This is a genomic window from Streptococcus sp. Marseille-P6264 (assembly GCF_902460355.1).
In the GTDB taxonomy this organism is placed as follows: domain Bacteria; phylum Bacillota; class Bacilli; order Lactobacillales; family Streptococcaceae; genus Streptococcus.
Genome location: NZ_CABPTO010000003.1, coordinates 72,303 through 92,209, shown reverse-complemented (window position 1 = coordinate 92,209; position 19,907 = coordinate 72,303). Strand labels below are relative to the sequence as shown.

The window sequence follows — 19,907 nt, the reverse complement described above, 5'->3', positions numbered from 1 at the left end:
ATTCTAATTCAAATATTAAACGTCATCGCTCAAACTCTCGTACTAATGATGATTCTATTTCAACTCACATTTTTCGTCACACACATATCAGCTTTTTAGCTGAGCAAGGAATTCCACTTGAAGCAATTCAAGATCGTGTTGGACACACACGAGGAAGTCGTGGCACAGATATCTATTTGTACCTTACACAAAAAAACAAAAGATCTCATTATTCCTGTATTAGATTCGTTAACTAAATAAGTGTGGCAAATTTGTGGCCAAACAAAGAAAAAAGGCTTATCCAAATTGGATAAACCCTGTTATATTAAGCTTTTACAAACTTCTTATGCTTTACCTTCTGAACCGAAGACATCAATACGTTCTTCAACAGATGCTTGGATAGCTTTGACACCGTCAGCCAAGAATTTACGTGGGTCGAAGAGTTTCTTCTTGTCGTATTCTGCTTCGTTTGCTTCGTAGTCACGAGCAAATTTACGAGTTGCGTTAGCAAATGCGATTTGGCATTCAGTGTTAACGTTAACTTTCGCAACACCAAGTTTGATTGCTGCTTGGATTTGGTCATCAGGAATACCTGAACCACCGTGCAATACGATTGGGAAACCTGGAACTGCTTCTGTCAATTTTTGCAAGTGATCAAGGTGAAGACCTTTCCAGTTTTCTGGGTAAGGACCGTGGATGTTACCGATACCAGCTGCCAAGAAGTCAATACCAGTTTCAACCATTGCTTTAGCGTCTTCGATTGGAGCCAATTCACCATCACCGATGATTCCATCTTCTTCACCACCGATAGTACCAACTTCAGCTTCTACTGACACGCCGTTTGCATGAGCAAATTCTACAACTTTACGTGCTTTTTCAAGGTTTTCTTCAACTGGAAGGTGTGAACCGTCAAACATAACTGAAGTATAGCCAACTCGGATACACTCAAGTGCATCTTCGTAGTGACCATGGTCAAGGTGGATCGCTACTGGTACAGTGATACCCATTGATTCAACAAGGTTAGCGATCAAGTTGCGAGCAACTTTGTAACCACCCATATATTTAGCAGCACCCATTGAAGTTTGGATCAAAACTGGTGCTTTTTTAGCTTCTGCTGCACGCAAGATAGCTTGAGTCCACTCAAGGTTATTTGTGTTAAATCCACCAACTGCATAACCATTGTCACGAGCTGCTTGGACAAATTTTTCTGCTGAAACGATTGCCATTTGTAATAGGCCTCCTCTAATTTTTTGTGGAATGAACCACTTACATTGTTTATTTTATCACTTTTTCATTAAAATTGCTAGTTTTTCCTGAAATTTTAAGTAATTCCCAAGCAATTTTTGAATTCAGGCATCTTTAGCTTCTTTGAGAAAACAAAAAAACTGACCGAAGTCAGCTAATCCTATGCGGAGAGAGGGACTTGAACCCTCACGACCTAAAGCGGTCACAGGATCCTTAGTCCTGCGCGTCTGCCAATTCCGCCATCCCCGCGATTGAGTACTTTACTAGTATAACAGGATAATCTCCCCTTGTCAACACCTTTTTTTCAAAACTTTTAAAAAGTCTTTTCAAAAATAGAAATGAGACAGGCTCAAAAACAAAAGCCTATCTCACTCTTTTCATTAATGTTTTTCCAAATTGCGCAACATCTGATCAATCTTATTACCGTACTCAATAGACTCGTCTTTGACGAAGGTCAAATCTGGAATCTTATACATCTTGAGGTTTCGACCCAGTTCACGCTTAATAGTACCAGTTGCCTTTTCCAAGCCCAGCTGCGCCTTTTGATTGTCCGAAGCCAAGTCACTCATGATACTATAGTAGACCTTGGCCATAGACAGATCACCCAGCATTTGGACATCGGTAATGGTCACACCCTGCACCCGTGGGTCACGGACTTTCTTCTGCAAGATTTCATTGACTTCGCGCTTGATTTCCATTCCTACACGGTCGGTACGAAAATGATTTGCCATAGGATTTCCTTTCTAAATTTTTTCTTCTGCAATATAAGCTAGGCCTAGCCTAGCTTATATGTTTAGTTTTAGTTGAATGAAATTCGCTCTAAGCTCTTTGCGAAAAAGGAACTTGGCCTAGAAGTATCGACTTCCATCAAATATGCTTTTCACTGAGAGTTTTCGACGGATTTCTCTTACTTCTTAATTTCTTCCATGATGTAGGCTTCAATCGTATCATCCACTTGGATATCGTTGTAGCCATCAATCATGAGACCACCTTCGCGGCCGTTAGTGATTTCTTTGACATCATCCTTGAAGTGCTTCAAGCTCGCCAATTGACCGTCATAAATCACAACGCCGTCACGGATGACACGAACCTTGGAATCACGCGTAACTTTACCGTTGATAACCATGAATCCACCGATAGTACCAACCTTGGAAACCTTGAAAGTTTCGCGGATAAGGGCTTCCCCGATGATTTTTTCTTGGTATTCTGGGTCCAGCATTCCTTTCATGGCATCTTCCATTTCTTCGATAACCTTATAGATAATGCTGTGAAGACGGATTTCTACATCATCAGCTTCTGCTTGCTGGCGAGCTTGCGGTGTAGGGCGAACGTTAAATCCAATGATAAAGGCATTTGAAGCTTCTGCCAAAGTTACATCGGATTCATTGATAGCACCAACTGCTGAGTGGACAATGGTAATCTTAACGCCTTCCACTTCAATCTTCTGCAAGGAAGCAGCCAAGGCTTCTACAGAACCTTGTACATCGGCTTTGATAATGACGTTAACAGACTTAACTTCACCGGCTTTGAGGGTATCAAAGAGATTTTCCAGACTGACACGATGAGTAGCTTGACGTTGCTTGAGAAGGGCACGTTTAGCACGTTCTTCACCAGCTGCACGCGCAGCTTTTTCATCTTCATAGACGGCAAAGTGGTCACCTGCCATCGGAGTTTCATTCAAACCTGTGATAGAAACCGGCGTAGATGGACCTGCTACTTTGACACGACGGCCCAGGTCATTGGTCATAGCACGGACACGTCCGAAGGTATTTCCGACAACGATTGGATCTTGAACATTCAGCGTACCTTGTTGGACAAGAAGAGTTGCAACTGCACCTTTTCCTTTATCCAAACGGGCTTCGATAACAGTACCGATAGCACGAACAGTCGGATCTGCCTTGAGTTCTTGAATTTCTGCTACAAGCAGAACTGTTTCCAAAAGCTCATCGATGTTTTGGTTGAATTTCGCAGAGATTTCAACAAACTCAGAATCTCCACCCCAAGCAGTAGACATGACACCATGCTCAGCCAATTCACCAATTACGCGCTCAGGATTGGCACCTGGCTTATCAATCTTGTTGATAGCCACAATAATTGGCACATTAGCGGCTTTAGAGTGGTTGATCGCTTCAATAGTCTGAGGCATAACACCGTCATCAGCTGCTACGACCAAGATGGTAATATCGGTAACAGATGCACCACGCGCACGCATCGAAGTAAAGGCCGCGTGTCCAGGCGTATCCAAGAAAGTAATCTTCTTGCCATTTTCCTCAATCTGGTAGGCACCGATATGCTGAGTGATACCACCCGCTTCACCTGTCGCAATGCGAGAGTTACGTAGAGTATCCAAGAGGGTTGTTTTACCATGGTCAACGTGTCCCATGATAGTTACAACCGGCGGACGCTCTACCAATTCATCTGGATTGATATAGCCTTCTTCGACAAAGAAGCGCTCAATATCAGCTGTATCCACTTCTACCTTCTTCTTAGCTTCGATACCGTAGTCCACCATGAGGAGCTCAATAGTATCACCGTCAAGAGATTGGTTTTGCGTTGCCATCACGCCCATCATAAAGAGCTTCTTAACGATTTCAGCTGGCTCGCGCTTGATCCGTTTTGCGATTTCCGCAACGGTCATACCATCTGTGTATTCGAATTCGCTTGGCAACTCATGGAACTTGCGTTCTGTAACAGGTTTTGGAACCTGATTCTGGTTACCTTTTCCTTTTTTATTTTTCTTATTGTTATTCCAGTTACTGTTTCTTTGATTTCTCACTTGATTTTGACTATTTCGATTCTTTTGTTGTTTTCTTGGACCTTCTTCTTCGCGATCAAAATCATCGCGCTTCTTATCTGGTCGAGCTTGTTTTTTACGACGGTTATCTACCGCAGCTTGTGCTGGTGCAGGAGCAGCCGGTTGGACTGTTTCAGCCGGAGTAGGTTTAAATACTTCAGCAGTTGTTGTCTCTGCTTGGACTGGCTCTTTTCGTCTATTCTGACGTTCCTGTGCCTCTTTAGCTGCTTGAGCCTGCTTGAAACGCTCCTCACTAGAACGAGCGTACTCCGCATTTTGCTCTGCTTTCAGAGCTGCTGCCCGAGCCTTAAAGTCAATTTTCGGACCTTGAGGCTGTTGGCGGTTTTGACCGTTAAATCCTTGATGATTCTGACCATTCCGACGACCATCTTGACCACGATTATCATGACGGTCATTGCGACGCTCTTGGCGATCATTATTGGCCTTGCGGTTATGACGATCACGCTCATTGCCTTCCTTCTGGTCAGAATTTTGTGATTTCCGATTTTGTTGCTGCTTACGTCGCTCTGCTTGTTCCTTGGCACGTGCTTCACGCTCTGCCTTAAAATTTCGACTTTGTGGTCGCGCTGGAGCCGGTTTAGCTGGAGCTTCAGTTGTCACTGCTTCGGCAACTTTCGGCTCTTCTTTTTTAGCCGGAGCAGCTTCCTTTTGAACTGGAGCAGCTGGTTTTTTAGCTACTTTTTTTGGTGCGGGCTGGACAGCCGCTTCTTTCTCTGGAAGGGGTTTAGCAACTTCTTTAGCTGCGAAGCTAGCCTTGATACGCTGACCTGCTTCTTCTTCTACGCTGGACGAGTGGCTTTTAACTTCTAGACCTAATTCCTTGGCCCGAGCTACTACCTCTTTACTTTCCTTCCCCAGTTCTTTTGCGATTTCGTACAATCTAATTCTAGACAATTCTTGTCCTCCTCTTCTATTGCATAAGAGACCTCATTTTCTTTGTAAAACCAGCATCTGTGACGGCAGCTACTTTACGAGCCTTGCCAATCGCAGTGCTTAATTCCAGTGTTGAAAACACGGTTGACACTTCTATCTTGTAATAATGGCTTTTATCAGTCATTTTTTTTGTCAGATTTGGTCCGGCATCCTCAGCTAGAAAGATCAGATGAACCTTTCCTTCTTGGATGGCTTTGATGACCAATTCTTCTCCTGAAATGATGCGACCAGCCCGCTGGGCCAAACCCAGCAAGTTTGCTAGTTTTTCTTTATTCAAGACCCAACTCTCTTCTCTTGACCTTGTGATCGACATAAGCAATCAGCTCGTCGTAGAAGCTTTCTTCTACTTCCATACTGAAACTACGGTTAAAGACCCGTTTTTTCTTGGCCTGCTTAGCTTCTTCATTATCTAGCTTGATATAAGCGCCCCGCCCATTGGCCTTGCCTGTCGGATCAATGAATACCTGACCTTCTTTATTCTTGACGATACGCAACAGATCACGCTTGTCAATCACTTCATTTGATACAACTGATTTTCTTAAAGGGATTTTTCTTGTTTTTGCCATATCTGCCTCCCTTATTCTGCGGCTACTGCTTCACTTTCTTCGAGTTCGATTTCAGTTGCCACTTCTGTACCATCTACCAGCTCTTCCGCTTCAAATTCTGCTGAAAGGGCATCTACTTCGGCTGGTACTTCTTCTGCTACGTAATCTTGGCCAAATCCACCAAGCTCATTGGCTGCTTCCATTGCTTCAAATTCGCTGGCTGACTTGATATCAATTCTAAAGCCAGTCAAATGAGCTGCCAAGCGAACGTTTTGTCCACGACGGCCGATAGCCAGTGAAAGCTTGTTATCTGGTACGACAACCAAAGCTCGCTTATTGTCTTCTGCATGGAAGATAACTTGATCTACCTCTGCTGGAGCAATGGCATTGTAGATGTACTCGGCTGGATCAGCAACCCACTCGATAACATCGATATTTTCCTCAGTCGGAATCATACGACCACTTTTGGCATCGTATTTGGCTGGGTGGAATTTACTGGTAATCTTCTTGATATTGGCACCACCACGTCCGACGATGGTTCCGATCGCATCTACGTTTGGATTGTGGCTGCGAACCGCAACCTTGGTCCGATCGCCCGCTTCCCGAGACACGCTCATGATTTCCACAGTTCCGTCGTAAACTTCAGGAATTTCCTGCTCCATCAAGCGCTTGATCATTTCTGGATGACTACGGCTAACGAAAACATTGACACCACGAGGATTGTCTTCTACTTTGTAAACAAAAACTTCGATGCGGTCATGAGAGGCAAAGACCTCACCAGGAATCTGGTCTTGTTTAGATAATTGTGCTTCAATAGTGCCCAGATTGACATAGATAAAGCGATTATCAAAGCGCTCCACAGTTCCTGACATGATTTCATTTTCATGTTCTTTATAGGTGTTGTATGTGATAGCACGGGTTTGCTTACGCATCTTTTCCATGATGGTCTGCTTGGCAGATTGAGCTGCCACGCGGCCAAATTCGGCTGGTGCTTCTTCAAACTTGATCTTGTCTCCTAGCTCATAGGCAGAGCTGATCGCCAAGGCATCCTTGAGGCTGATTTCCAAGCGGCTGTCAAAGACTTCATCCACGACTTCGCGGACAGTATAGACACGGAAATCACCTGTTTTTTCATTAAACTCAATGGATGCGCTGTCTGCCTGACCGTAGCGACGACGATAAGCAGAGCGAAGGGATTCTGTCACTGCTTCGATAATATCTTCTTTTTTAATACCTTTGTCCTCTTCCAAAATACGGAAGGCCTCTAGCATTTCTTTACTCATCTTCATGTAACTTTTGCCGAAACAAAAGTATTCCTTTCTTCATTAATATTGCGATTTGTTATTAAAATTTAACAGCCAATCTTGCTTTTGACACTAGACTATATGGAATTTCAACTTCTTTTTTGCGTGTTTTGTCCATATATTCCATAAGCAAGACATCATCTTCAAATCCAAGTAAAGTTCCTTCAAAAACCTTGTTTCTATCCAGAGCTTTATAAAGGCTGACATGGATATAACTGCCGACTGCAGCTGCCACAGCTTCCTTGGTCTTCAGCGGACGCTCCAAGCCTGGGCTAGTCACTTCCAGAAAATACTGGTCAGGAAAAGGATCGGGCTTGATAGAGTCCAACAGAGGACTGATTATATCAGTCAAATCTGCTGTATCATTGACCGTAATCCCCTCGGGCTTGTCTACAAAAACACTGAGAACATGGTCACCGCCCATCTTGCCGTACTCAATATCTACTAATTCATAGGGTTCTTGGATGGCTGGCTCAATGACTTCTCTTACTAATTCAACAATTGTTGCGATAAGACTGCACCTCCTCACAGACAAGAGGCGAAGATACTTCCTCGCCTCTCTTTTATATTCACTAAAATGATTATAGCATAGTCTGCCTTGAAAATCAAGGGATATACTTCTAATTCTCTACAAAGTCTAAAATAGACTAGATAGAATAACTGTAGCTAGACGCCTTATTGATGGTCCGTCGATGCTGTTGTAGAGCTGCTGGAAGAGCTAGAATGACTTTCACTCTCACTCGTGGTGCTGCTGGAAGGCGATGACGACGATGAACGTTCGCTTGTACTAGAAGAACTTGTTACCGTACCGTCTGTCACGTAGAAAGTAATCTTGGTATTTGATTTCAATTTAATACCTTGACCAGCTGCTGGAGACTGGGATGTCACCAAATCAGCTTGACTGGACTCCACGGAGCGATCAATCACTCGCTCAATACGAGACGAAGCGATTCCCATCTCCATCAGATAGGACCGCGCATAAGCATACGAAACTTGGAGATGACCAAAGTCCGGCATTGGAACAGTAGTCACTGTTTTAGCAACTGTCAGAGTAATCTGTTTATTTGACGTCACATCATAAGAAGAGCCTGCAGCTGGGGTTTGGCTGATGACCACTCCTTCTTCAACATCAGAACTTTCTTCTTCTACAATCTTGATCAGCTTCTCAGGAATATTGTAAGTGCTTTTCAGATCTTCAATCGCCTCTGAGGACTTCTTACCAACGTAATTTTCTATTGTAAAGGTTTTTGCTCCTTTGGAGACAATCAAATCCACTTTACTGTTTTCACGGCGTTGACTATTAGCTGGTGGATCTGTCTTGATGATCTTACCTTCCGCCACTTTATCACTGTAGTCCTCCTTGATTTCTCCTACCTCAAGACCCTTAGCAGTAATGGTCGAACGGGCTTCTGCCACTGTTTGCCCTGCTACATCTGGAACCGTAGTATTGGCAGGACTCTTGTAGATCAGAAAGAAGAAGGCTGCAAAAACTAAGAGAATAGCTAAGAACAGAACTTTGTATCTAGCTCTTAAATGACGTTTTTTCGTTTTTTTGACTGGAGCTTTTAAAACAGGGGTCTCTCTCTTCACATCAGCTGCAGCTTTAGGAGCCACTGCTTCTGCAACAGGACTTGGAGCTGACTGAGGAATTGGAGGAACTTTTGGCAAAGTTTTAGTATCTGCCTTGGCCCCATCATCAAAGACCAGTTTCTTTTCATTTCGGCGGTCATAGGATAAGCTGCTAGACAAGTCAACATACATCTCTGCAACGGATTGATAGCGATCGCTCAACTTTTTAGCCGTTGCCTTAATGACCACATTTTCCAAGGCCTGAGGAACATTCGGATTTTCTGCGATGATTGAAGGCAGGGGCTTTTGGAAATGCTGCAAAGCTATCGTCACAGCACTATCTCCATCATAAGGGATATGCCCTGTCAACATCTCATAGAAAATAATCCCCATGGCATAAATATCGCTCTGAACAGTGGCTTTGGAACCCCGTGCCTGCTCTGGCGAGAGATAATGCACCGAGCCCAGCATCGAATTGGTTTGAGTCAGACTGGTCTCAGCGAAAGCCACGGCAATCCCAAAATCTGTTACCTTAGCATCGCCATCTGGTGTCAAGAGGACATTTTGTGGTTTTAGATCACGGTGGACAATCCCGCGTGTATGCGCCAGGCGCATAGCCAGTAGGATTTGCCCCATGATTCTGACTGCTTCTTCGTTTGAAAGTGGAGAATTTTCTTTGATATAGCGCTTAAGGTCAAGCCCAGACACATATTCCATGGCCAAATATTGCTGACCATCTTCTTCTCCAATATCGGAAATCCGGACAATGTAAGGATGATCCAAGTCCGCCATTGCTTTGGCTTCTCTTTGGAAGCGGGCAACTGCAATAGGATCTGTCTGGTAATTGGTTCTAAGAACCTTTACAGCAACCTCTTCACCATCAAGTATCAGATCTCGGGCTAGATAGACATCTGCCATGCCTCCACGACCAATCTGTTTGATGATTTTATATCGCCCGGCAAAGATCTTGCCGATTTGAATCATTCCTGTTCCTCCTTGTCAAAACGAACCAGAGCAACTGTGATATTATCCAGCCCTCCAGCATTGTTGGCAAAGCGAATTAAGGTTTCAGTTTTTTCAGATAGGCTGATATCGCTGGTGACAATATCATAAATTTCGCTGTCTGAAATCATATTGGTCAGACCGTCACTGTTGAGCAAAAGGTAATCACCATCTTCTAACGTGATCATGCCATAGTCAGGCTGCACTTCGTCTTTTTGACCGATAGATTGAGTGATAATATTCTTCTGCGGATGGCGTTCCGCCTCTTCTTGTGTAATCTGTCCAGCCTTGAGCAAAGCATTAACAAGTGAATGGTCACTGGTTAATTGGCTATATTCCTCACCGCGAATCAAGCCAATGCGAGAATCACCAATATGAGCATAGATAGCTTGATTATCAATAATGGCTAAGGCTTCTAGCGTCGTGCCCATGCCCTTGTATTCTTCGTCCTGACCAAATTGGTGGATGCGCTGATTTTCTTGTTCCAAATGCTCTGCAAACCATTCACGGACTTGGTTCACTGAGTCAATCTGAGTATCAACCCATGCGGCACCCAGGTCTGTTACTGCCATTTCACTGGCAATATTGCCAGCTCTGTGACCACCCATACCATCAGCCAAGATAATCATGGTCTTGCCAGCCCGATTTACAAAAAGATTGGCATAATCTTGATTATTTGTCCGCTTTTGACCAACATCTGTTAATATTGAAATTTCCATACTATCAGTTTCCTCCTCTTAGTCCGATATCTTCCTAAATTGACTGATAAAAAATCCATCGCTTCCGTATAATTCCGGCGTAATCAAGATACAGCCGTCTTTCACGATATCTTCTCTTTCATGTTCTAGTCTAACTTGCTCAAAATTTGGATGTCTTTCTAGAAAATTCTTAACTACTTCAAAATTCTCTGTAGACACAATCGTGCAAGTACTATAAGTTATTATACCACCTTTACGTAGACTTTGACAAACGCTGTCTAATATATCCAGCTGAATTTTTTGTAAATTTTCAAAATCGGCGTTTGCCTTATTGTACTTAATGTCTGGTTTGCGGCGAATTAAGCCGATACCAGAGCAGGGAGCGTCCACTAGGATTTTATCAAATGCATTTGAACCAAAAGTCTCAAATACCTTGATCGCATCCAGTTTTTTAGTCGTGATTTTATCTGCCAAGCCTAGACGTTCTGCATTTTGACGAATCAAGTCCAGCTTATGGTCGTAAAGATCCAAGGCTGTAATCTGACCAGTCGTCAGATAGGAAGCCATATGCCCAGCCTTGCCACCCGGCGCACTGCAGGCATCCAAAATCTGCTCATGTCCCTCAATTTGCAAGGTTGGAGCCACCAGCTGGCTAGACTCATCTTGAATCGTTATCAGACCTTTTTCAAAGAACTCATGACCAGCAAAATAGCCCTGTTTCTTGACCAAGGCTGAAGGGGCTAAGAACGAATCCTCCGCATCCAAAACTGCTTTAATTTCTTCCTTTCGAGCCAAATCCGTCACTCGGATGCTGGCCTTGTTGCGCTCAAAGAGACTAACAAAGATAGCTTCCGCGCGTTCCTCCCCGTATTCGTCAATCAAAACCTTGACCAGCCAGACCGGCAGAGAATACTGGACTGAGTAGCGCTTGTTCTTGCGGTTGATACTGGTCGGATCAGCTGCGCCTTCCCGCTCGATTTTCCGCAGGATGGCATTGACATATTTTTCACTGCCACGCTTGCGGCCTTTTGCAATCTCAACAGCTTCATTGACGACAGCATGCTGGGGGATTTTATCTAGATAGAGCATCTGGTAGAGGCTGAGCTCAAGCAGGATATAAAGCCAAGCATCCAGCTTGTCTCTGTCCTCCACCCAATGAGCCAGCTGCCATTCTAGAGTAATTTTGCGAGCGACCGTTCCATAGACCAGCTCCGTAACCAAGCTTTTATCAGCTGAACTGAGGCTACTTTGTTTCAGAGCCTTATTAAGGGCAATATTGGAATAAGCTCCCTCTTCAAAGACTTCTTCCAGAATTTGCAGAGCAAGCTCTCGGGCTCTGTTTTGCTTACTTTCCAAATTCATCACCTACTGCTAAACTCCGACCTAGACCGTTGAGAAAGTCCTTAATATCCATTTTGGGCTTGCCGAATGGCTGCACCGTCTTTAGAGAAAGGGCTCCCTGACCCGCTGCGACCACTAATTCTTTCTTGCTGATTGTCAAGATTTCACCTGGACGACCACTGCCTTCCGCTTGGCTAACCTCATAAATCTTGAAGCGCTGGCCAGCTAGCAGGGTATGGGCCACCGGCCAAGGATTCATGCCCCGAACCTGATTGAAAATCTGACGACTGGTCTTTGTCCAATCAATCCGCTCTTGCTCTGGGCTGATATTCGGTGAAAAAGTCACCAACTCTGGATCCTGAGGCTGAGCTTGAATCTCTCCCGCTACATAGGCTGGTAAGACTTCTAAAAGAAGATCGCGGCCAATCACTGCTAATTTTTCAAAGAGAGTCCCGACATTATCAGACTCTTCAATGGCTGTTGCTCGACTGGCAATCATATCACCAGCATCCATCTCCTTGACCATCTCCATAACGGTCACACCCGCTTCTTGGTCGCCATTTATCAAGGCATAATGAATAGGCGCTCCGCCACGGTATTTGGGCAAGAGAGAGGCATGGACATTCACTGCGAAGTTAACGCTGTCCAGCAAACGGCTAGGCAGAAATTGACCAAAGGCTGCTGTCACGATGCCGTCAGCTCCTAAGTTCATAAGCTCTTCCAAGTCAGCGCTTTTAGCTAACTTTTCTGGTTGGTAAACTGGCAAGTCATTAGCTAAAGCCACTTCCTTGACTGGTGTCATGCGGATTTCCTTTTTGCGCCCCACCGCTCGGTCTGGTTGAGTAACCACCGCTAAAATGTCATATTGTTCGCTCTCCAACAGGCCTTTTAAGACCGTTGCTGAAAAGTCAGGCGTTCCCATAAAAATTAATTTCACTGTCATTTCCTCAAATCTGTCGCAGAAACCTGTCACCTGCGACTATTTTTCTTTCTATTATATCAAAAAAGCGAGCAAAGCTGACAGCTCTCGCTCACTTTTGCCATCAGATAAAATTCTGGGGCTCGTTATCAATACTGAGCCTCAGGTCCTTGTTTTCCGCTTGCTGCGTTAGTTCCAAGACCCGATTGAGCGTAGTTTGTAGGTCATCCTCAAAGCGATACTTAAGTAAAATCTGATAGTGGTAGAGATTGTGAGTTCGAGCAATGGGCTTGGGTGTGGGGCCCAAAATTTGCACCTTGTCCGACAGGCCACCCCGTAAAATATCCATGACCTGATAAGATTTCTTGACCACCGTTTCCTCATCCTTGTGGGATAGGGTCAGCCCGACTGTATAGTAATACGGCGGATAGCCTAACTGCCGTCGAATTCCCATTTCATAAGCGTAGAAGCCTTCATAGTCCTGCTTTCTGGAAAAGTCAATGGCATAGTGATGCGGGTTGTAAGACTGGATGAAGACTTGCCCTGCTTTTTCTGCCCGACCTGCCCGACCGGCTACCTGAGTCAGTAGCTGGAAGGTCCGTTCTGAAGAGCGAAAATCTGGCAGATTCAGAGCTGTATCCGCATTGAGGACACCGACCAAGGTCACATTAGGAAAATCCAAGCCCTTGGCAATCATCTGAGTTCCCAGCAGAATATCTGCCTGCCCCTGACCAAAGGCCTCTAGGATTTCTTCGTGGCTCCCCTTCTTACGGGTCGTATCCACATCCATGCGCAGAATGCGAGCTTCTGGAAAGAGAGTCGTCAGCTCATCATAGGCCTTCTGCGTTCCCGTACCATAGTAGCGGATGCTGTGACTGGCACAATTAGGACAGGTTTGCGGAATGTCCTTGGTAAAGCCACAGTAGTGACAGTTCATGGTCTTGGTATCCATATGCAGGGTCAGAGAAATATCACAATTAGGACAGGTGTCTACCGTGCCGCATTCCCGACACATGACAAAACTAGAATAACCTCGCCTATTGAGCATGAGAACCGTCTGCTCACCCTTATTCAGACGATCCTGAATAGCTTCTAGCAGGACTGGTGTGAAATTGCTAGCTTCATTTTGCCCGATATAATCTCGAAAGTCCACCACCTGAACCTGAGGAATCTGTGCCAGCGGATTAGCCCGCTTGGTCAGCTGCAAAAAGTCATAGACGCCACGGCTGGCTCTGGCCCTGCTTTCCAAACTCGGAGTCGCCGAACCCAGCACCAAGACAGCTTGATTGTAACGAGCTCGCAGGAGAGCCACCTCTCTGGCATGGTAGCGAGGATTGGAATCCTGCTTGTAGGAGGACTCATGCTCCTCATCAATGATGATAGCTCCGATATTTGTCAGCGGAGCAAAGATGGCTGAGCGCGCACCAACAACGACCTGAGCTTCTCCCCGCTCCACCTTGCGCCATTCATCGTACTTCTCACCGTCAGATAGACCGGAATGCAAAATAGCCACCTTGTCACCAAAGCGCGAGATAAAACGGTCGGTCACCTGAGGAGTCAAAGAAATTTCCGGAACCAGCATAATCGCGGTCTTTCCTTGAATTAGAGCCTCCTCAATCACCTTGAGATAAACTTCGGTCTTGCCACTCCCCGTCACTCCTTCTAGCAAAACAGGCTGAGCGTCAGCTTGGCCGATTTTTTCACAAATCGTAGCGACCGCGGCTGCCTGCTCCTCATTGAGAACCAGCTTTTTATCCTGTCGCTCCTTTTGGAAATGCGCCGCAGACCGGCTGACCTCTCTCTCCTCTGTATGAAGAAGCTCCTTTTCTAAGAAAATATTAACGACTGCAGATGAAAAGAGTTTTCGTAAGTCTTTGAGAAGACCTGATTGCGGATTTTCCAGCAGATAAGTCTGAAGTTCCTGCTGCTTTTTCGCTCGGGTAGAAGGCAGGAACTGAGTCAATTGCTCTCTATCCACCTGATACCAAGTTTCTGTCTTGATATGCTTACGGTCCGTCGCTTGGTATTCCAAGCGAATCTTACCAGCCTGAGTCAACCGCATGAGCTTGGACTGACTTTTCTTGTCCAAATCAGAAAAACGAAAACTAGCTTCCTGACCAAAAATGGCCTGCCGCTCCTCATCTGAAAGCTGCTCCGTTGGATAAAGCAACTTGTCATAGCTGGAATTAAGAAGACTTGGCAACATGGCCTTCAGGATGGAAATTTTATAAGAAAAGACAGACTGGCGCAACTGGTCAGCTAGCCAGAGTTGCTCCACATTGAGAACCGGTCTAAAGTCCAGAACTTCTGCAATATCTTTCAATTCTCCAATCTGTCCAGCCAAATCTTCAGCTTTCTCATCAGCCAAGCCAACAATCAATCCTTGAATCAACCGACCGCCCTTACCAAAAGGCACATGCACCCGCATCCCAGCTTCTAGCATTCCAGAAAACTCCTCTGGAACCGCATAGCTGTATGGTTTGTCCGTCTGCATCAGAGGAACATCAACAATAATCTTGGCAATTTTCACACTCTCACCCCGCTTTCCCTAAACGCCATATTCATAGAAAAAAATAAGATTGAGTAGCCCCAACCTTAAATTTTCTCACCCTCTTCTTTTTCTTTGGCAATTTGTTCTTTGATCTTGCGCTCTTCTTCTTCTTTGCGAAGGCGTTCTTCTTCCGCACGTCGACGAACTGCTTCGCGTTTTCCTTCTGGATCTGGGTGAATCACAACATTACCAGATTCAATTTCTTCCAAAGCACGTAGCGTTGATTTCACTGACTTGAAATCCTGAGTTGGCTTAGCACCAGCCTCTAGCTCATGGGCACGCTTAGCTTCTAAAATAACCAAAGAATATTTTGACGGTACCTTGTCCAACAAGGTGTCAATAGACGGTTTTAACATCATAATTATTTACCTAATTTCTAACTTTATTAACGGACGACTGCTTCATCCATAGGAAGCATGTCTTGATAGTGACCGATGACACGGTCTACACGAAAATGCTCGGCTTCAATCACACGTTTCACACGTTCGGCTGCCAAAGGTACTTGGTCATTGACAATGGCATAATCATACTCACGCATCAAGGCAATTTCTTCTTTTGCTTTCTCAATCCGCTGAGCAATCACTTCTGCACTGTCTGTACCACGACCAACCAAACGGTCTTTCAACTCTTCCAAGTCTGGCGGAGTTAGAAAGATAAACACAGCATCGGGCACTTTCTTCTTGACTTGGAGTGCTCCTTGGACTTCAATTTCCAAGAATACATCTATCCCCTTATCCAAGGTCTCATTGACATAAGTGAGCGGAGTCCCGTAATAATTGCCGACATACTCTGCATACTCGAGCATCTGCCCTTGACGGATCAACTCCTCAAACTCTTCACGAGTGCGAAAGAAATAATCAACACCATCAACTTCTCCAGGACGCTGCGGACGAGTCGTCATAGATACAGAATACTGAAACTGATTGTCCGTACTCTCAAAAATTTCCCGTCTTACTGTTCCTTTTCCAACGCCTGAGGGACCAGAAAAGACAATTAACAAGCCTCGTTCTGTCATCATATCTCCTTCACAATCTTTCTATCTAGTGTAACAAAATTGCGCTCATATTTCAAGAAGATTCAAAGAGATTTCCTTGATAATACTCTAGAATTCTACTAGATTTTAGACGCTTTTATTCATCAAATAAACCTTGAAGGCTGGCAAAAGGACTATTGGCTTCTTTCTTTTCCATTTGCTGCTTTTGATAGTCTTCCTCCGTCAGCACCTGCCAGTCAATTCCCATAGGCATGGTCTCACCGGCTTCCTCTCCAGGAGTCAAAACTTTCAGCGGAATATGGAGCAAAATATTGTCCGCCACACTCGCTGCCAAATCGATCGTATCCCCCTCAAATGGCAGAACCAAATCATCTTCCAGCAAATCTTTTTGCACAGAGCCATCTTCGACAGTGGCAAAGACTTCATGAACCATGTAGTCTTCCACTATATCAACTGGAGCCATGCTGCGACTAGAAGCGAGGGTAATCTGGTAGGTCAAGGTGTAATCCAAAAAATAAAGCCCATTTTCATACTGAGCCAGACCCCTAGCCACGATGTTCTGGATATCTAACACTTCACGATTACGCTCTTGTAGCTCTTGTGCCAAATCAAATTCTTGGTCAAACTGCAAGCCGCCAGCATTCTTCTTAATTTCTTGAATATTTAACATTTCAGCCTCGTTTTACATTATTTTTTTCTTCATTATATCATTTTCTCAGCCAAATACCTATACCCCAAACAGCCAATGAAACAAGAAAAACAAAATCTCTCAGCCAGCTAGACTGAGAGAAAACATGTTTTTCCTACAAAGGGGTTATTTTCGGAATTTGAACTGGCTGTAAAGACCAAAGACGATGATCCAGACAGCTGATCCGATTGCTCCCACTACCGTTGACTTTTGTAAGAAAAGAGTGACAAAGACAAAGGCAAAGAAGAGCATGGTCAAGGGATTGAGAAACTTGTAAGCTGGCATGAGATAACCATCTGCCATAAAATCTGGTGACTTGCGATATTTGAGGTGGGCCAGCATGGTCAGACCATAGATGGCGATGTAGACACCAGATGAGGAAGCCGTAATCAGGGCAAAGGAATCTGATACTCCCGGCAGAATCTTGATAAAGGCCGCAAAGGCAATGACAGCCGCTGACGCCAAAATCGCATTCTGCGGAACATTTTGTCGCGACAGCTTCCCAGCTCCTATTTTCTTTAGAAAACGATTTGGCGTATCGTGGGCAATCTGATACAAATGGCGACCCGTTGAGTAAAGGGTCGAGTTCAGTGCTGAAGCCGCTGAAGTCAGAACCACGAAGTTAATCAAGGCCGCCGCCCATTTGAGACCAGCTAACTGAAAAACGATAACAAAGGGAGAGTCAGCTGTTGCCAGCTCTTTCCAAGGAATGATAGCCATAATGGCAAGGAGAGAACCCCCGTAGAACAAGACAATCCGCAAAGGAATTTCTTTGATGGCCTTTGGCAATACCGCTCGTGGATTAGCCGTTTCAGAAGTAGTAATCCCGATAAATTCAATGGCTTGATAGGCAAAGAAAACCATCTGAAAAGCCATAACAAAACTTACAAAGCCATTAGGGAAAAGCTGAAAACCGCGACCAATATTCCCAAGACTGGCTACTCCGTGAGGCGTTTCAAAGCCTGTCAATATCATAAAGACAGCCGTTGCAATCAAGGCGATGATAGCCACAATTTTTATCATGGCAAACCAAAATTCGACCTCGCCGAAAACTCGAACCGCTATCAGATTGACCAAGCTAAGAAGGGCTAGAAAGACGAGCTGAATCAGCCAAGCTGGCCAGTCAGGAAACCAGTACTGCACATACTGGGCAACAGCCGTAATCTCAGCCATTCCGATAAAAATCAGAGAAATCCAGTAGGACCAGCCGGAAAAATACCCCCAGCCAGTTCCCAAATATTTGGTAATAAAGTTGATAAAAGTATGCTGGTCAGGGTCGTAATAGAGCATTTCCCCAATCGCCCGCATCATCAGATACATGAAAAGCCCCGTCAGCATATAAATCAAGATAATGGATGGTCCCGTCAGGCTAATCGAACGCCCCGCCCCCAAGAAAAGACCCGTGCCGATGGTTCCAGCAATGGCTATAATCTGAACATGTCGATTTTGTAAACCACGTTCCATCCCATTCTTTTCTGTTTTTTCGTTATTTTTCAAATCACTTTCACTCATTCAATCATTTCCTTTCACAGATCGCTTTATTGTATCACAATTCAGACAATTCTGCTAGATTTTTTTATTTTATCTAAACATTTACTCTAGAAAGTTTATGTAAAAAAGCCAGATTCATAGTCTAGTAGAATCATTTATAACAGATAGGATAAAAACATTGTGTGTTGTTCTTATAAAGAGACTCCTAGCTCTAACTCCCTTACTTGTCTAGGATAAACATCCCTGTCATCCACACTTGTCGATAATCAGCAAACAAATTGCTGGCTTGGAAATTCCGTTCTCCCGTATCCTTATCATACAAACAAAAATCATCATCTAGATCTTCCGATTTTACAGCCTCAACGATGTCTTTTAAGAAATAGGTTTGGTTTTTCTTCATTGGTCAAAAGTCCCTTTCCATTCATAAGCTGGATAAGCTCCTAGGCACTGATAGCCCAAGCTTTCTGCGACCTTTTTGGAGGCTTCATTGTGCGCATCCCATAGTAGAAAGAGTGAGCGTTTTTGAGCTTCTAAAATCATCCGGGCTCCCAAGATTTTGGCCAAGCCCTGCCTTTGGTAGGCTGGCTTGGTAGCAATTTCAATCTCAAGAGCTCCATGATAGACCAATCCTGTCGATACAGCAGCGATGATTTCCTTATCTGAATAGAGTAAAAAACCAAAGCCACCCGACGCTTTAAAATGGTCAAAATCAGAAAAATCACCCCGCAAATCCTGAGACCAGACTTCCTCAGCCAAACGCTCATAACTCTCCTTATCAATCGGACAAAGGTGGTAGTTTACTGGTAGACTGTTCTGCCATTTCTCCAAAGCCTCTGTGTCAAAGTCTGCTCTGTCAGCAAAAGCGTAGCGAGTAAACCGTTGCAACTCACTCTGACTATCCAGAAACTCTTGCCAACTGGGCTCCTCAGAGATAATGACCTTGTCAACCAAGCTGTATTTTGTGCTATAGTCCTGCCACAAATCCGGATCCACCTGACCAGCTGGAAAAAGAAAGTTCCCTAGTTGGTAAAAACAGGATGTCTCAGGAGCGTTCATAAAGAACTGCCCTAGACCAGCATCCAAACCATAAAGTACCATATTTTTGGTCCAAAATTGGAAAAAAGTATTCTTTACCTTCATTCTTTGTCTCCTTTCAGATTCAGTTCATTGATTTTATTCGTCCATATATAGCCGTCAAAGCCTTCGGGAATATCTTTTAGACTATGGATATGATCGAAACCTTCTGATAAGTCGCTGCCACCAGCTGTTAGCTCAACCCGTGTATTGACTGCTTCCATTCTTTCCATGAATTTATTTGGACAACCCCATAAAAATCTGGCATATTTCAAAGGAATGCACAGCTCTGCATTTTTTATTTCCTCAGGAATGTAGCCGGTAAAGCCCAATAATTCATATTGGATAAGAATGCGCTTTTTGGACAAGAGCTTGAGACTGCTGCTCTGACTGCGCAACCAATGAACGCCTTCCTCGCTTGCCCCACAAATACTGAGTTCATCTATCCTTTCGGGCGAGAGCGTTTTTAGCTTTTCCCACAAGACTTTATAGGTTTCTAATTTCCCGTCTTTGACCTCAATCACAAACTCCTTGTCGGGAAAGAACTCAAAAACCTCATCTATTGTGGGCATCTGACCGACTCCTTTTCCTCTAAAAGGATAGGTTTTTCCGCCATCAACCGTATAACCGTAACCGATATCCATCTTTTTGAGCTCAGCCATCATGTAGTCCTGAATTTCTCCCTTAATACCAGTTTTGAATTTCAGAATTGCATCATGAAAAACTGATAGTTGCTTGTCTTTGGACAACTTCACATCA

At 44.4% G+C, this 19,907-nt stretch carries 19 protein-coding genes, 1 tRNA gene and 1 pseudogene; 1 reads left to right on the top strand and 20 read right to left on the bottom strand.

Annotated features, from left to right (window positions below):
- Positions 1-14 precede the first annotated feature (14 nt).
- A complete protein-coding gene (locus FZ941_RS05370) occupies positions 15-236 on the top strand; it encodes a tyrosine-type recombinase/integrase (protein WP_316246083.1) in 222 nt (73 codons plus the stop codon).
- 87 nt (positions 237-323) lie between these two features.
- Here the strand turns inward: FZ941_RS05370 and FZ941_RS05365 are convergent, their stop codons facing one another.
- The 20 genes and pseudogenes from FZ941_RS05365 to FZ941_RS05270 form a co-directional block, all read right to left on the bottom strand.
- Positions 324-1,205 (bottom strand): class II fructose-bisphosphate aldolase, encoded by an 882-nt coding sequence (locus FZ941_RS05365; protein WP_045498845.1) that lies wholly within the window; start codon positions 1,203-1,205, stop codon positions 324-326.
- 182 nt (positions 1,206-1,387) lie between these two features.
- A tRNA-Leu gene (locus tag FZ941_RS05360) sits at positions 1,388-1,473 on the bottom strand.
- Between the two features lie 131 nt (positions 1,474-1,604).
- Positions 1,605-1,955 (bottom strand): 30S ribosome-binding factor RbfA, encoded by a 351-nt coding sequence (rbfA, locus tag FZ941_RS05355; RefSeq protein WP_005590924.1) that lies wholly within the window; start codon positions 1,953-1,955, stop codon positions 1,605-1,607.
- Between the two features lie 176 nt (positions 1,956-2,131).
- Positions 2,132-4,933 carry a translation initiation factor IF-2 gene (gene infB / locus FZ941_RS05350; protein WP_148887121.1) on the bottom strand — a complete coding sequence of 934 codons (2,802 nt, stop codon included), beginning with the start codon at positions 4,931-4,933 and terminating at the stop codon, positions 2,132-2,134.
- Positions 4,934-4,949: 16 nt separating this feature from the next.
- Entirely contained in the window at positions 4,950-5,249 is a 300-nt protein-coding gene (locus FZ941_RS05345; protein WP_148887120.1) for a YlxQ-related RNA-binding protein, read from the bottom strand.
- Positions 5,242-5,538: an RNase P modulator RnpM gene (gene rnpM / locus FZ941_RS05340; protein ID WP_148887119.1), complete on the bottom strand. Its 297-nt coding sequence runs from the start codon at positions 5,536-5,538 to the stop codon at positions 5,242-5,244. The genes FZ941_RS05345 and rnpM overlap by 8 nt, the downstream gene beginning before the upstream one ends.
- Positions 5,539-5,549: 11 nt before the next feature.
- Positions 5,550-6,800: a transcription termination factor NusA gene (gene nusA / locus FZ941_RS05335; protein ID WP_187418386.1), complete on the bottom strand. Its 1,251-nt coding sequence runs from the start codon at positions 6,798-6,800 to the stop codon at positions 5,550-5,552.
- 61 nt (positions 6,801-6,861) lie between these two features.
- Positions 6,862-7,350, bottom strand: a complete 489-nt coding sequence (gene rimP, locus FZ941_RS05330; RefSeq protein WP_187418391.1) for a ribosome maturation factor RimP — start codon at positions 7,348-7,350, stop codon at positions 6,862-6,864.
- A gap of 146 nt (positions 7,351-7,496) precedes the next feature.
- Positions 7,497-9,374 (bottom strand): Stk1 family PASTA domain-containing Ser/Thr kinase, encoded by a 1,878-nt coding sequence (pknB, locus tag FZ941_RS05325; protein ID WP_125387445.1) that lies wholly within the window; start codon positions 9,372-9,374, stop codon positions 7,497-7,499.
- The gene (locus FZ941_RS05320) at positions 9,371-10,111 is read right to left on the bottom strand and encodes a Stp1/IreP family PP2C-type Ser/Thr phosphatase (RefSeq protein ID WP_045498827.1); all 741 of its coding nucleotides are present in this window, start codon (positions 10,109-10,111) and stop codon (positions 9,371-9,373) included. Before FZ941_RS05320 ends, pknB begins: the two co-directional genes overlap by 4 nt.
- Before the next feature lie 18 nt (positions 10,112-10,129).
- The gene (gene rsmB / locus FZ941_RS05315; protein WP_187418385.1) at positions 10,130-11,446 is read right to left on the bottom strand and encodes a 16S rRNA (cytosine(967)-C(5))-methyltransferase RsmB; all 1,317 of its coding nucleotides are present in this window, start codon (positions 11,444-11,446) and stop codon (positions 10,130-10,132) included.
- The gene (gene fmt, locus FZ941_RS05310; RefSeq protein ID WP_148887115.1) at positions 11,436-12,374 is read right to left on the bottom strand and encodes a methionyl-tRNA formyltransferase; all 939 of its coding nucleotides are present in this window, start codon (positions 12,372-12,374) and stop codon (positions 11,436-11,438) included. Before fmt ends, rsmB begins: the two co-directional genes overlap by 11 nt.
- A gap of 100 nt (positions 12,375-12,474) precedes the next feature.
- Positions 12,475-14,880 carry a primosomal protein N' gene (locus FZ941_RS05305; protein ID WP_148887114.1) on the bottom strand — a complete coding sequence of 802 codons (2,406 nt, stop codon included), beginning with the start codon at positions 14,878-14,880 and terminating at the stop codon, positions 12,475-12,477.
- Positions 14,881-14,945: 65 nt separating this feature from the next.
- Complete coding sequence (gene rpoZ / locus FZ941_RS05300) at positions 14,946-15,260, bottom strand: DNA-directed RNA polymerase subunit omega (protein WP_005590937.1); 315 nt, start codon at positions 15,258-15,260, stop codon at positions 14,946-14,948.
- Between the two features lie 26 nt (positions 15,261-15,286).
- Entirely contained in the window at positions 15,287-15,919 is a 633-nt protein-coding gene (gmk, locus tag FZ941_RS05295; protein ID WP_187418384.1) for a guanylate kinase, read from the bottom strand.
- Between the two features lie 112 nt (positions 15,920-16,031).
- Entirely contained in the window at positions 16,032-16,565 is a 534-nt protein-coding gene (locus tag FZ941_RS05290; protein ID WP_148887113.1) for a DUF177 domain-containing protein, read from the bottom strand.
- 144 nt (positions 16,566-16,709) lie between these two features.
- A complete protein-coding gene (locus FZ941_RS05285) occupies positions 16,710-18,095 on the bottom strand; it encodes an amino acid permease (protein WP_148887112.1) in 1,386 nt (461 codons plus the stop codon).
- A gap of 185 nt (positions 18,096-18,280) precedes the next feature.
- Positions 18,281-18,474 (bottom strand): annotated as a pseudogene (locus FZ941_RS05280) (hypothetical protein); the annotation flags it as partial.
- Positions 18,471-19,214, bottom strand: a complete 744-nt coding sequence (locus tag FZ941_RS05275) for a GNAT family N-acetyltransferase (protein WP_148887111.1) — start codon at positions 19,212-19,214, stop codon at positions 18,471-18,473. The gene FZ941_RS05275 and the pseudogene FZ941_RS05280, both read right to left, overlap by 4 nt.
- Positions 19,211-19,903 carry a glycerophosphodiester phosphodiesterase family protein gene (locus tag FZ941_RS05270; RefSeq protein WP_262366275.1) on the bottom strand — a complete coding sequence of 231 codons (693 nt, stop codon included), beginning with the start codon at positions 19,901-19,903 and terminating at the stop codon, positions 19,211-19,213. Before FZ941_RS05270 ends, FZ941_RS05275 begins: the two co-directional genes overlap by 4 nt.
- Positions 19,904-19,907: the final 4 nt, after the last annotated feature.

Coding starts and splice junctions, on each gene's coding strand:
- rbfA (WP_005590924.1), bottom strand. CDS start 1,955: ATGGCAAATCATTTTCGTACCGACCGTGTAGGAATGGAAATCAAGCGC.
- rnpM (WP_148887119.1), bottom strand. CDS start 5,538: ATGGCAAAAACAAGAAAAATCCCTTTAAGAAAATCAGTTGTATCAAAT.
- FZ941_RS05365 (WP_045498845.1), bottom strand. CDS start 1,205: ATGGCAATCGTTTCAGCAGAAAAATTTGTCCAAGCAGCTCGTGACAAT.
- FZ941_RS05320 (WP_045498827.1), bottom strand. CDS start 10,111: ATGGAAATTTCAATATTAACAGATGTTGGTCAAAAGCGGACAAATAAT.
- nusA (WP_187418386.1), bottom strand. CDS start 6,800: ATGAGTAAAGAAATGCTAGAGGCCTTCCGTATTTTGGAAGAGGACAAA.
- gmk (WP_187418384.1), bottom strand. CDS start 15,919: ATGATGACAGAACGAGGCTTGTTAATTGTCTTTTCTGGTCCCTCAGGC.
- rpoZ (WP_005590937.1), bottom strand. CDS start 15,260: ATGATGTTAAAACCGTCTATTGACACCTTGTTGGACAAGGTACCGTCA.
- FZ941_RS05290 (WP_148887113.1), bottom strand. CDS start 16,565: ATGTTAAATATTCAAGAAATTAAGAAGAATGCTGGCGGCTTGCAGTTT.
- FZ941_RS05275 (WP_148887111.1), bottom strand. CDS start 19,214: ATGAAGGTAAAGAATACTTTTTTCCAATTTTGGACCAAAAATATGGTA.
- FZ941_RS05285 (WP_148887112.1), bottom strand. CDS start 18,095: ATGAGTGAAAGTGATTTGAAAAATAACGAAAAAACAGAAAAGAATGGG.
- pknB (WP_125387445.1), bottom strand. CDS start 9,374: ATGATTCAAATCGGCAAGATCTTTGCCGGGCGATATAAAATCATCAAA.
- fmt (WP_148887115.1), bottom strand. CDS start 12,374: ATGACAGTGAAATTAATTTTTATGGGAACGCCTGACTTTTCAGCAACG.